The sequence below is a fragment of the Desulfosporosinus sp. I2 genome, from assembly GCF_000960765.1.
Lineage (GTDB): Bacteria > Bacillota > Desulfitobacteriia > Desulfitobacteriales > Desulfitobacteriaceae > Desulfosporosinus.
The window spans coordinates 1-13,005 of the sequence record NZ_JYNH01000131.1 but is presented as its reverse complement, the minus strand read 5'-3'; the positions used below and the strand labels follow the sequence as shown (position 1 = coordinate 13,005).

Here is a 13,005-nt window from a genome sequence, read left to right as displayed (position 1 = left end):
CCGTTATGAACCGACCCCGCGGAGTTGCTCCCACCTTCTCCTACTTCTCCAAAGGCAGCCATCACCGGACCGGAAATGGGGGGTAAAAATTGCCCTTTCATCTTAACATCAACTGCTGTACTTTCGCTTGCGACTCCTCCCAAAGATAGAGCTTCTTTAGCCATACCATTCATAACCTGATAATAATTACCCGACTCCATGGCACTCCGGTAAACGGAATGAAGCGTTTGTGAAAAGGGGTCTGCACTATTAGCACTGAAGAAAATTAACAAAAAAGTAACGCTGTTAAGAGAGTCCGCTTTTGGGTTCCATTCCAATGGTTCAGAAGATCTCTCCAGCCCCTCTTTACAGGTCTTCGAAACTTCCCAGTGGTATGGTTAGATGGTACAGATCGGCCCCGTCCTTGTTCTTTTCCCACTTCTTGGATTGCCCGCTCCCACTCCCAGTCATCCCAACGTTCAAAAGGATCCATCCCACTTTACCCCCCTTGTCGAAGTTCGAGGATCGAGGTTCGAGGTTCGAATTGTGATTTCGATTCTACGAATCGAAGAACGGAATTGAACTTAGAAATAGCACTTAGAAATAAACTTAAATTCTGAATTAGATCTAAAGGTTTTAAATACTCTGCGAACTCTGTTCGCTTCAAAGTTCGAGCTTCGAACCTCGAACCTCGATTCAGGCTCGTACATTCCCTTTATAGTCTACGCGAAAGCAAAAGAAATAGAACTGCGATGCAGTTCTATTTCTTTTGCGAGGTTCGATATTCGAGGTTCGTGGATCGATTTGTGATTTCGATTCTATGAATCGAAAAACGGAATTGAACTAAACTTGGAGATTAGGCTGAAGGTTTTATTATTGTGCGAACTCTGTTCGCTTCGATTCGAACCTCGAACTTCGAACCTCGAACCTCGAACCTCGAACCTCGAACCTCGATCAAAACATTCGCCTTTGATGTCTTAAATTGACACTTAACAACAGCCCGATCGACGCCATGTTGGACCACATGGCACTCCCTCCAGCACTAATCAGCGGGAGTGGAATTCCTGTGACTGGCATAATCCCAGAGGTCATTCCGACATTGATAAGAATATGGAAGGTGAACATAGAAACTACGCCCGAGACAATTAACATCCCATACATATCTCGAGCTTTCATGGCAATACTGATGGCGCGCAGTAAAAAGATCAAAAACAAGAAGAGTAGCGTAATCGTTCCGATAAAGCCAAACTCTTCTCCAACCACCGAGAAAATGAAGTCGGTATGGTGCTCAGGTAAGAAATTTAACTGGCCTTGGGTTCCCATTCGATACCCTTTACCCCATAGCTCTCCAGATCCAATCGCCCATAGGGATTGAAGAATATGAAAACCGTCTCCGGTCTTATCTGCCGCAGGATTCATAAAAATCGTTAAGCGCTTTAATTGATATTCTTGTAGGGGAAGCGGGAGTCCTTGAGCCCATTGTAGCCACTTTGGTAAACTCGTTGAGAAGTGAAGCCAAAGCGCACCTCCCATGATGACTACCCCCCCTAAGATAAGGCCCCCAAATTTCCAAGGATTTGCCCCTGCCACAAACATCATTCCGATGAAAATTGCCACGAAAACTAAGGTCGTTCCTAGGTCAGGTTGCTTAAAAATAAGGAGCATGGGTAATAAAATAAACAAAAACGGTGGTATGAAATCAGTAACATTATTTAGTCTACCTTCTCGCTTGGCTAAGAAATCGGCAAAGGTTAAAATAATGAAAATCTTGGCGAACTCCGACGGTTGGATTCCGATCGAAGATGTAAGATAAATCCAGCGAGTCGCCCCTTTGGCCGTGTCCCCGAAAAGGATAACTGCTAAGAGCAACACCAAGTTAAATCCATAAATCCACCAGCGGAAATGTTGCCATTTTTGATAATCAATGGCGCCCACGACCATTGCAATGATGATCCCAGTTAAAATCCAAACAGTTTGCGTTTCAACATAGTGTAGGGGGCTTGATTTAATCACACTGATCGAAGCGGTGCTTAAAATTATCAGACTGGCTGCTAGTAATAACAATGTGAATAAGATAAATAAAAAGTCTAAGTTCCTTAAAGCTCGTCTATCCACGATTATATCTCCCTGTGATTTTTGTAGCGATACCTAATTATTATAACATACCGCGAGGCGAGAGGCACGAGGCACGAGGTACGAATTGTGAATTCGATTCTGCGAATCGAAGAACGGAATTAAATAGAAACAAGGGGCGCAACAAACTTCAAAGTTTGTTGCGCCCCCAGAAGAACGGAAAAAAATTAATTATTCCGCGAACTTTGTTCGCTTCGATATCGAACCTCGAACCTCGAACCTCGAACCTCGCTTACCCCTTGGATGCGTAGTCTCGTTTCATCTTCACGACGGGAATGTTAGCGACTAAGGCCACTTCTCGATCGTCTTGACATAGATTGAACTCGAGTGCCGCTTCATCAATCTCCATGTAGTTAGAGATTACTTTGACCAAATCTTCCCTTAGTCTGTTTAGCATGGCAGGCGATATGCTAGCGCGGTCATGCACCAAGACGAGCCGAAGGCGTTCTTTTGCGACTGTCTTGCTCGAGGCGCTTTCCCTGCCAAGCATCCGGCTGATAAATTCTAACAAGGACGATTCCTCCTCTCAGTACCGAACGGTTTAGCGAATCCCAACGAGTCTTTTTAGTCTATCCATGATTCCGGAGGGTACCTCAAGGTTCATTAGGGGTACGTCTTCTCCTTTAATCCGTCTTGTAATGCGCCGGTAAGCCTCTCCAGCTTTTGACCCTTGATCCATAACAGCGGGCTCCCCACGGTTTGTGGAGACCACAATACTCTCATCTTCCGGAACAACCCCAATTAATTCGATGGCTAAAATATCCAGGATGTCTGAAATATCCATCATGTCTCCACGTTTTACCATTGCTGGGCGGAGGCGGTTGATAATTAACTTTGGATTTCTCAACTCGGACGCTTCTAATAAACCGATAATGCGGTCCGCATCACGCACTGCACTCACTTCGGGCGTGCAAACTACGACCGCTCGGTCAGCGCCCGCGATTGCGTTGCGAAAGCCTTGTTCGATTCCTGCTGGACAGTCAATAATCGCATAATCAAACTCTTCTTTGAGTTCTTTGGCCAATATCTTCATCTGTTCTGGACTAACTGCGGTTTTATCTTTCGTTTGGGCGGCTGGTAACAAAAAAAGGTTTGAAAAACGCTTATCTTTAATAAGTGCTTGTTTTAAACGACAATTTCCACTCGTTACATCCACCAAATCGTAAACGATTCGATTTTCAAGTCCCATCACAACATCAAGGTTGCGCAAACCAATATCCGTATCAACTAGGACGACTTTATGCCCCTCAGCAGCTAAACCAGTCCCGATGTTTGCGGATGTTGTCGTCTTGCCTACGCCCCCTTTTCCGGAAGTTACAACGATTACCTCACCCATAGTTAGACCTACCTTTCCTAATCGATTTTCGATGTTCGATGTTCGATGTTCGAATCGAAGCGAACAATGTTCGCAGAAAATTTTAAGCCAAAAAGATCAATTCCGTTCTTCGATTCGCAGAATCGAATTCAAAGTTCGAACCACGAACCTCGAACATCGCGTTATCGAGCTTTGCCTCGCCAACCATTCATACCAGCTGCTTCTACCGTTAATTGGTCATCTTTGATTCTAGCTATCTCCGGTCCTCGTCCGTCGGTTTCATCATCTGGAGCCCTGGTTACCAAGTCCGCAATCCGCAGTTGAGTGGGCGCCAAATGATAGGCGCTCACAGAGGCTTTTCGGTTACCCATTGCTCCTGCATGGGCAACTCCCCTGAGTGAGCCTAGGACAACGATGTTACCCGTGGCTATGATTTCTGCACCAGGATTCACGTCTCCCTGCACGATCACATGCCCTTCAAATTGCACACTTTTTCCTGAACGAAGGGTTCGTTCCATAAAGAGACAGCGGCCTTCCGACATCCCTTCCTCCCAAAGACGAGCATCTCGCTCCTCGTTTGCGTAGGACTGAGTCTTGCCAGGGACGTAGACCTCTTCTGTGGATAACCATCCTGCAAGTTCTAAGTGATTTTCTCGCAAAATAGCCGTCAGATTTTCTTGTTCATCCTCAGAAAATTCTTTTTTTCCTGCATAGCACCGGACGTTCGCGCCTTGGAGGAATTGTTCAGAGTTTTTCAAAAGATTATCCAGTTCGTTCATTAGCAATCTAAAGTCCGCGGCAGGATCAAGGTATAATACCAATCCTTCGCGGGTTCCTTTAAGTGCCACATGTTCAGTCCGTGTCAACCTGCACCAATCCCCCATTGCTTGTCATAATTCAATGCTTACTATAAATTCTACAAGGTTGTCCCATTTCCCTTTTTACTCTCAAAAAAAACGAGGATAAATTTCCTCGTTTTTTAGCCTCCATTCGCGCTCTTCCAACCAAAATATTTCATAAAGGCTGCCTTGGCAACATAACCCGCTGTATCCCCTCCATGCCCTCCAAATTCAACGACCCCGGCAAAGGCAATTTGAGGATGATCATAAGGGGCAAACGCTACAAACACCCCATTGTATATATCTCCGGAAATCGTGTTCTTGGAGCCGATCTGAGCGGTTCCCGTTTTACCTCCCCCCGTAAATTCCGGCACATCCGCGAACAGAAAGGAAGCCGTTCCTTCCCCCGTTGTAACCGCGCCCATTCCTTTTTTGACCGCATCTAGAATATCAGGAGAAACCGAGACGGTATTTAGAACCTTGGGTTCATATTGCTGAACCGTATTCCCGGTAATTGGATCCAAGAGTTTATCGACAACATACGGTCGAAAGTGTTTTCCACCATTCACCATGGTTGAAACGTAATTAGCTAATTGCAATGGGGTGTAGGTGTTATACCCTTGCCCAATCGAATTAAAGTGACTGTCATAGACCTTCCAGTCAACAAATTCACTGACCATTTGCTTATACCATACACCAACCTGATTAATCTCAGAGTCTTTTGCGGCTTGCAGTTTTTGCTTAGCTTTAGCATCTGGAGCTTCAGCCAGTTTGGTCGCGTAATTACTCTCAATATTGGCCAGTTTTTTATCTCGAGATTTTTCATACGTAGGTCCATAATTGGCTTTTTTCCACTCGGCTGAAGGAGCTAATCCTTTAGCCTCTCCGGGTAAATCAATCCCGCTTTCAACCCCTAAGCCGAATTCATGGGCGATCTGGCCAATCGTTTCTGGATTAGCTTCAAAGGCTCGGCGGCCCATCACTTGAAAATAAATATTAGAAGACAAGGCAAGCGCTCGTGAAAGATTGACAGCGCCGAAATTATTCCCGCCCCATTCCGCGGCACCTTGTTGCTGAGAACCAAGGTTCCCCAAAGAAGACATGACATCATTGACCTTCTCCTCCGGCGTTGTCACTTTGAGTTGTAAGGAAGCCATCGCTGTCACCATTTTGAAAGTCGAACCTGGTGCATACACCCCTGACAATGCCCGGTTAAGGGATGCCGCTTGTGAAGCACGTTTAGGATCTTGCGGCCAATACTTATCTGCCATTTCGTCCGAAATAATCCCGATCAAATCGTTGGGATCCATCGCGGGCCGAGAAGACATGGCCAGAACCTTGCCAGTGTTGACATCAATCACCACGGCCGCCCCGGCATGGGCCGTTGGATTAGTTTTTTGGACGTTTGCAATGACTTCATCAAGTTTATCATCCACCGTTTTTTGTAAGTCAGCATCAATCGTCAGTTGAACGGTCTTTCCTGCTTCTGGGGCTTGGATAACCTGTTTGGAAACTGGGCGGGCTTGATTATCCACTTCAACTTGTTGAACCCCTTCTTTACCCCGCAACCAGAAATCATAGGACTTTTCAACCCCCATCTTGCCTACGATATCCCCCTGCGCGTAGACAAACCCTGCCTGTTGCGCATCTTTATTTTTATTCAACTGGCCAATTTCTGGTTCAGCAATTTCACGGACATACCCTAGCAGCTGACCATCCAATGTTTTTTCAGGGTAGTCACGCACAGGAATCGCTTCCACACTAACTCCTGGAAGCTCCTCTTGGTGTTCCGCGATGACCGCTTGAAGTTCTGGTGCGACCTTATTCAGAATAATCACGGGTCGATAGCGTTCCCACTGGTGATTTTGGATATTGGCTAAGATATCCTCCGTGATCGAATCCACGGTCTGATTTGTGTTAGGCCAGTAGGGTTTGATGTAACCCGCTAATTTCTTGACAACCTCTTTCCATTGATCGCTTTTGGCCTGTTGTAAATCCATCCAGTCTAGGTTTAGCACAAACTCAGGAACACTGGTTACTAGGAGTTTGCCGTTTTTATCCACAATATCCCCTCGTGTAGGGGGCACCTTAACCAGTTTCATGACGTTGCCCTTGGCCATGGCAGTATAATAAGACCCTTGGGCAATCTGCAAACGCCAAAGGTTTGAGCCCAGAATCAAGAAGACTAGAATCACTACAGTGCTTAAGCCCCAAAGTCGATAAACATAGGGTTTTCGCTCTTTGTCATCCATTCAAAAAACTCCTCCCTGATGCGTTTTTTGCGAGGCACGAGGTTCGATGCACGAGGTTCGAATTGTGATTTCGATTCTGCGAATCGAAGAAACGAAATTAAACTAATTTGAGGATATACGCTCAATTCATGAATTGCCCCTACGAGAGCACGAGAGAAGAATTGCGTCAATATGCATGTCAATGCATGTTGAGTCGAATGCAAGTCAAGAACCGTCCTCAGACTTGCATGCTTGCGAACTCGTCCACCTTAATTCGAACCTCGAACCTCGAATATCGAACTTCGAGATATGAACGCTAGCGTTCATATCTAGGTCGATAGCGTAGCCAGCCGCGCACAAAGGATTGGTGAATCCATGGGTAGGTAAGGGGAACTAAGATGGCATTATACAGGGAGACTCCGATTACCAATCGTCCGATATCTGATAAAGACCAATGGAGCCCAGCTCCTAGACTTAAAAAAGAAACTAGAATTTGCCCCACAGCGGTTACAAGAAAAACCATAAAGGTGGTTAATAGAAAATTTTCTCGGTACCATCGTTCGGCTAGCCAATTGCTCAAAATGGCGACCACCACAAGGGTGAGTGTATACATACCAACGTTGCGTCCTAAATAGAAATCTTCGAATAAACCCGCCCCAAGTCCCCAAATCGCGCTTCCCAGCAACCGATGGTGCATGGCGATGTAGATCGTCAGTAGCATAAGTAAATCCGGTTTTATTCCTGACCAAGACCAAAAGTGAAAGAGTGTGCCCGGTAATATCAGACTCAGGAGAAACATCCCTGCAATCAATACATAACGCATTATTTTCCCCCCGCCTGTTTAACAATATAAGCCTCTTCCAAGGCATCAAAGTTAATGAGTGGTTGGATATAGGCTGTTTTTAGTAAACCTGAAGGGTCAAGCTGAATCTCCTTCACTTGTCCAATCGGGATGTCCTTAGGGTAAACCCCACCGATTCCTGACGTTAGTACAAGATCTCCTGGATTTACACCGTCTTCTCTGCGAAAGAGCATTTGTAAATTCCCTTCCGAAGTTAAACGAGAACCCCGTGTATAGTTTCCTTGCACAATTCCGAACGTACTATTACCCGTACTTCCGCGCACCAAGGCACTTACTTGTCCTTCCCCGTCAAGAATTAGCAAAACTTCCGAGGTGGTCGGTGAAACGGACACGATCTTCCCTACAAGTCCCAAATCCCCGATCACAGGGTCATTTGGGGCGACCCCATCCATGCTTCCACGGTTTAAGGTCAAGGTTCGGTACCAAGTGGTAGGATTACGATTAATTACGCTGGCCCCTACCTTTTCAAACTTAGCGAGGGTGGGACTGCGGAATTGACCCTGATCAAGTTCATTATAACGCATACCTGCCAGTACTTCTTCTTTGAGCTTTAAATTATCCCCTGTTAGCTGATCTACTTTCTTCAGAAGGGCTTCGTTTTGGACTTGCACCTCCCGGAAGTTCCATATGGCCCGGAAATTTTCTTTAATGCCATTCCCCAACTGAAGAATTGGTTGTTCTATCGGGCTTAAAACGCGTTGCATGGTCCCCCCAATTGGATTGGGGAAATGACTACCAAGTCCGGTTAAACGAATGCTTATCAGTACGCCTAACAACAGAAAGAAAACGAGAACCGCAATTCCCGTTAAATTTACTCTTTTCCCCATCACAATTCCTCCTCGCTTTTAGCTTTTTTGCGAGGCTGCAATTTTCCGTAGGATCTCAGCATGTTCCAAAACATGTCCTGTGCCTATAGCTACACAGGATAGTGGATCCTCCGCTAAGTGCACCGCGATACCTGTTTGATTTGAGATCAATCGATCAAGGTTGCGTAATAATGAACCGCCACCAGCCATCATAATGCCACGATCCATGATGTCTGAGGATAATTCCGGTGGAGTTTTTTCCAAACAAGATTTTACCGCATCGACAATGGCCATTACCGGTTCTTGAAGTGCCTCTTGAATTTCCTCTGAAGAGACCTCAATGGTTTTCGGAAGCCCCGTTAATAAATCACGTCCGCGCACTGTGTACATACCCTTTTCCGCCATGTACGCATATCCGATTTCAAACTTGAGTGCTTCCGCTGTCCGATAACCGATCATCAGATTATAGCGTCTTTTAATATGAGCGATGATCGCATCATCCATTTCATCGCCAGCGACACGGATCGAGCGGCTTGTGACGATTCCACCCAAGGAAATAACCGCGACTTCCGTTGTACCTCCTCCAATGTCCACGATCATGTTCCCCGTCGGTTCACTAACCGGAAGTCCAGCACCAATAGCAGCTGCCATAGGTTCTTCTAGTATAATCGGTTCTTTTGCGCCGGCAGCCATAGCTGCTTCTTTAACGGCACGTTCCTCTACAGGGGTGACACCAGAAGGTACACAAATAACCACACGCGGCCGGATAAAGGGGTGTTCGGTCCCTAGAGCACGACTAATAAAGTATTTCAGCATTTTCTGTGTAACGTTAAAATCTGAGATAACCCCATCTTTTAAGGGTCTTATAGCCACAATATTACTAGGGGTCCGGCCGATCATTTCCTTAGCACTATCACCTACCGCCAATGGGGTCTTTGTTGTTATATCCATGGCTACCACGGAAGGTTCCCGTACTACAATCCCCTTTCCTTTGACATGAACTACTGTATTTGCTGTTCCTAAATCTATTCCCAAATCCTTGCTAAAATAATTAAACATTGTTATATTAAAACTCCTTCCAAGATCGATGTTCGATATTCGATATTCGTGGTTCGAATAGAGGCGAACAAAGTTCGCAATAATATTAGCCTCAAAGTTCATTCCGTTCTTCGATTCGCAGAATCGAATTCACAATTCGAACCACGAACCTCCAACCTCGAACTTCGCTACAAGACTCCACGTTCTTTCAAACTAATAAATCGATTATCTCCGATAATCACGTGATCTAAAACCTCAATCCCAAGAATCTTTCCCCCGTCTGCTAAACGACGTGTGATCTCAATGTCTTCCTGACTGGGAGTTGGATCCCCGCTGGGATGATTGTGCAATAAAATAATGGCGTTTGAGTTGCGCCGGATCGCTTCTTTAAAACACTCCCGTGGGTGCACCAAGGATGAATTGAGCGAACCAATCGAAACCGGACTGATCCCCAAGACATGATTTTTAGTCGATAGAGAAACCACTCGAAAATGTTCACGATCCAGGAATCTCATTTCTTCCATTACAATATGAGCCACGTCCTGGGGAGAATTAACCACGGGTCTCGACATCGGATCCACGGATACTGAACGACGCCCTAATTCTAAGGCTGCTTTCACTTCGGCAGATTTTGCTTTCCCTAGACCATGTATTTGGGCTAGTTCATGGACTGTTAGCTTGCTTAACCCTGAAAGTCCACCGACACTGACCAAAATACGTTCCGCTAGCGTTAAAACGTTTTCACCTTTGATGCCGGTACGCAACAAAATGGCCAATATTTCCCGATTTGATAATGCTTCAGGGCCTAATTGGCAAAGTCGTTCACGGGGTAGAAGTTCTTCCGGTAAATCCTTCAAACGTTGATAATCCATCATTCACCTCGCGTGAAGTGATATTTGTCTGCTCAATCCCCCACGCTTTAAGTTGAACCGTAAGATACTCCATCGGTAAACCAATGACATTTGTTAAGGATCCTTGTATGGACGTGACAAATCGCCCGGCTTCCCCCTGAATTCCATATGCCCCTGCCTTGTCCATTGGTTCCCCACTGACAACATAAGACATAATCTCATCCGCTTCGAGTTGGCGAAAATGGACAATTGTTTTAACCACGTCCTCCATGAACCTTCCCGATCCAGAAACTAACGAGACTCCTGTTAAAACTTCGTGAGTCCGACCACTTAGATTCTCTAGCATTTGAACTGCTTCCTCAGGTGAAGTGGGTTTCCCCAATATTTGATCGTTGAGGACCACCATCGTGTCTGCCCCTAGCACTATATCTTGTGTGTCTCCCCCTGATTTCAACCAGTGTGTCATACCCACTTGGGCTTTGCGTGTTGCCAACTGCCGTACTCCGATCTCAGGTACAACTCTTTCTGCCAGCACTTCTGATACGGAAGCCTTGACTGTTACAAAGGAATACCCTCCCTCGCGAAGCAACATCGCCCTCCGGGGGGATGCAGAAGCAAGTACGAGCATATTACACCTTCCTTGACAATAAATATCCTCCCAATGCTCCCAAAAGCGTCGCCATAGTGATACTTATACGAATACCAAACGAGAGCGAGAGGAAAAAGAAATCTAAGTAAGTATGGGAAGGTACATCAATAACGGCCGGCCGCAAAAACGGAGCAAAAATACCGTATTTTTCTAAGCCAAATCCGACTAAAGTCCCAAGGGCAGCACCGATCAAAATGAGTAAGACTGCTCTACCTGTCCCCGAGGAATTTCGGCCAACCGCCATAGTTCTTTCCCCTTCCAAATAAGTAGCCATTCAACTACAAACTAAATGTCCCTGACTTTTCCTTTTCCTACATTTAAGTTTAGCATCTTCCCCTTTACTAAGCAAGTTCGACAATGTTCTTCTTTGGAAAGCCGGGCACACTAAAGGTGCCCCAAACTCGAATGGAACTTTCGAGTTTGGAGCACCTTTAGGTGTGTTGAGCAAGTGTCTCGCGACCCTCCCCTTACCGTTTTAACAACTCCGCGCCCGCAATACCTGGCTTGGTCATCTCGTACGGGTTTAAGATGATATCGAGCTCTTCTTTCGTCAGAACTCCTTTTTCCAATACAATGTCACAGACCGGTCGACCACATGTAATTGCCTCTTTAGCCACCATTGATGCTACTTCATACCCTACATGAGGATTGATAGCTGTCACTAAACCCACGCTATTTTCTACCATTGCACGACAACGCTCTATATTAGCAGTAATACCCGTGACACAACGTTCCCGAAAAACTCGAGTTACATTGCGTAGGATGTCTAACGATTGAAGTAAATTAAAAACTATAACCGGTTCCATAACATTAAGTTCTAGTTGTCCAGCCCCACAGGCTAATCCAATCGTAAAATCATTCCCTTGAACCTGAAAGGCCACCTGATTGACCACTTCCGCAATCACCGGATTGACTTTTCCAGGCATTATTGAGGAACCTGGTTGCATAGGCGGTAAATTTAGCTCATTTAATCCCGTCCGTGGACCTGAAGCCATGAGACGTAAATCATTGGCTATTTTGGAAAGATTTACAGCTAGGGTTCTTAAAGCTCCTGAGACTTCCATAAAGGCATCCGTGTTTTGTGTCCCATCAACCAGGTCTTCGGCGAGCCGCATCGGGAAGTGAGTCCATTCACGTAAGTACTCTGTTACCTTTGCAATATATTTGGGTTCGGCATTTAATCCGGTGCCTACTGCCGTAGCTCCCATGTTCATTATTTCAAGAGATCGTATTGATTCTTTGATCCGCTTAATGTCTCGCCCTAACATCTGGGCATACGCAGCAAACTCCTGGCCTAACCGAATGGGAACAGCATCTTGCAAATGCGTTCTGCCCATTTTTATCACACCGTCAAACTCTTGGGCCTTATCTGCAAAAGACTGGCGTAAACGGTCCAAGGATTCGAGCAAATCAAACGCTACATTTAGACAAGCAATTCGGATTGCGGTAGGGAAAACATCATTGGTGCTTTGGGCCATATTTACATGCGTGTTAGGATGAACTTTAAAATACTCACCCTTTTTCCCGCCAAGAATCTCTATAGCCCGGTTAGCAATGACTTCATTGGCATTCATATTCATGGACGTTCCCGCTCCTCCTTGGATTACATCAACTACAAATTGCTCATGAAACTGACCATCAATCAGCTCCCTGGATGCTTGCAATATGGCATTTCCAATAGAAGGTTTCAAAGTTCCAATATACATATTCGCCTCGGCCGCTGCGCCCTTAACCATCCCTAAAGCACGAATTAACTCCCCATGGGGATGATATCCTGTAATTGGGAAGTTCTCCACTGCACGAAGTGTTTGAATGCCATAATACACATCATCTGGAACTTCTTGAATTCCTATTAAATCCTTTTCTTGCCGCATAGTAAACGTCTCCCCTAATAATATTATTCCCATGTATATTGTATACATAATACTATGTACATGGGAGGTCTGTCGAGAGTTTATGACAATATTTCTTCCAGTCATCTGAAAGTTGTTTGGAAGGGATTAATACAGAAATTATTTTAAATCATTTAAAGCAGTTTATACAAACCAGACGCAAAACGCCCCTTAACTTTGCATGACAAACAAAACGTCCCCTTGACACCTAGCTCCGAAATCCGCTTTTTCCGCGACGCGGGAAACAGGACATTTTCAGAGCCCTCCCTCGTTTCGAGTCTTCCAAGCCCAGAGGGTCGCGATCACACGGCGTGAACGCCTTTCGCGAGTCGTAGCCAAACTCGGCTTTAAACCGCTTTCATAAAGCAGGGCGGGAAACAAGGTCCCTTCTCGCCGTCCAAGCTACTGGG

The 13,005-nt window shown here is 45.6% G+C and carries 13 protein-coding genes; all 13 read right to left on the bottom strand.

The genetic code is table 11. From position 1 onward, the window contains the following. Positions 1–265 precede the first annotated feature (265 nt). Positions 266–472 (bottom strand): hypothetical protein, encoded by a 207-nt coding sequence (locus UF75_RS29330; protein ID WP_197079478.1) that lies wholly within the window; start codon positions 470–472, stop codon positions 266–268. Positions 473–933: 461 nt separating this feature from the next. After that, positions 934–2,097: a rod shape-determining protein RodA gene (gene rodA / locus UF75_RS20615; protein ID WP_045576438.1), complete on the bottom strand. Its 1,164-nt coding sequence runs from the start codon at positions 2,095–2,097 to the stop codon at positions 934–936. Between the two features lie 247 nt (positions 2,098–2,344). Next, positions 2,345–2,623 (bottom strand): cell division topological specificity factor MinE, encoded by a 279-nt coding sequence (minE, locus tag UF75_RS20610; RefSeq protein WP_045576437.1) that lies wholly within the window; start codon positions 2,621–2,623, stop codon positions 2,345–2,347. 30 nt (positions 2,624–2,653) lie between these two features. Next, positions 2,654–3,448: a septum site-determining protein MinD gene (gene minD / locus UF75_RS20605; RefSeq protein WP_045576436.1), complete on the bottom strand. Its 795-nt coding sequence runs from the start codon at positions 3,446–3,448 to the stop codon at positions 2,654–2,656. 161 nt (positions 3,449–3,609) lie between these two features. After that, entirely contained in the window at positions 3,610–4,293 is a 684-nt protein-coding gene (gene minC, locus UF75_RS20600; RefSeq protein WP_045576435.1) for a septum site-determining protein MinC, read from the bottom strand. A 113-nt stretch (positions 4,294–4,406) separates the two neighbouring features. Then, positions 4,407–6,518 carry a penicillin-binding protein 2 gene (mrdA, locus tag UF75_RS20595; protein ID WP_045576434.1) on the bottom strand — a complete coding sequence of 704 codons (2,112 nt, stop codon included), beginning with the start codon at positions 6,516–6,518 and terminating at the stop codon, positions 4,407–4,409. A gap of 295 nt (positions 6,519–6,813) precedes the next feature. Continuing rightward, positions 6,814–7,320 (bottom strand): rod shape-determining protein MreD, encoded by a 507-nt coding sequence (gene mreD, locus UF75_RS20590; RefSeq protein WP_045576433.1) that lies wholly within the window; start codon positions 7,318–7,320, stop codon positions 6,814–6,816. Continuing rightward, entirely contained in the window at positions 7,320–8,186 is an 867-nt protein-coding gene (mreC, locus tag UF75_RS20585) for a rod shape-determining protein MreC (protein ID WP_045576432.1), read from the bottom strand. Before mreC ends, mreD begins: the two co-directional genes overlap by 1 nt. 18 nt (positions 8,187–8,204) lie before the next feature. Then, the gene (locus tag UF75_RS20580) at positions 8,205–9,224 is read right to left on the bottom strand and encodes a rod shape-determining protein (protein WP_045576431.1); all 1,020 of its coding nucleotides are present in this window, start codon (positions 9,222–9,224) and stop codon (positions 8,205–8,207) included. 167 nt (positions 9,225–9,391) lie between these two features. Beyond that, on the bottom strand, positions 9,392–10,075 hold the full coding sequence (radC, locus tag UF75_RS20575) for a DNA repair protein RadC (RefSeq protein ID WP_045576439.1): 684 nt from the start codon (positions 10,073–10,075) through the stop codon (positions 9,392–9,394). Beyond that, positions 10,026–10,682: a Maf family protein gene (locus UF75_RS20570; RefSeq protein ID WP_045576430.1), complete on the bottom strand. Its 657-nt coding sequence runs from the start codon at positions 10,680–10,682 to the stop codon at positions 10,026–10,028. The genes radC and UF75_RS20570 overlap by 50 nt, the downstream gene beginning before the upstream one ends. 1 nt (position 10,683) lies before the next feature. After that, positions 10,684–10,947 carry a DUF4321 domain-containing protein gene (locus UF75_RS20565; RefSeq protein WP_045576429.1) on the bottom strand — a complete coding sequence of 88 codons (264 nt, stop codon included), beginning with the start codon at positions 10,945–10,947 and terminating at the stop codon, positions 10,684–10,686. A gap of 223 nt (positions 10,948–11,170) precedes the next feature. After that, positions 11,171–12,577 carry an aspartate ammonia-lyase gene (aspA, locus tag UF75_RS20560; protein WP_045576428.1) on the bottom strand — a complete coding sequence of 469 codons (1,407 nt, stop codon included), beginning with the start codon at positions 12,575–12,577 and terminating at the stop codon, positions 11,171–11,173. Positions 12,578–13,005: the final 428 nt, after the last annotated feature.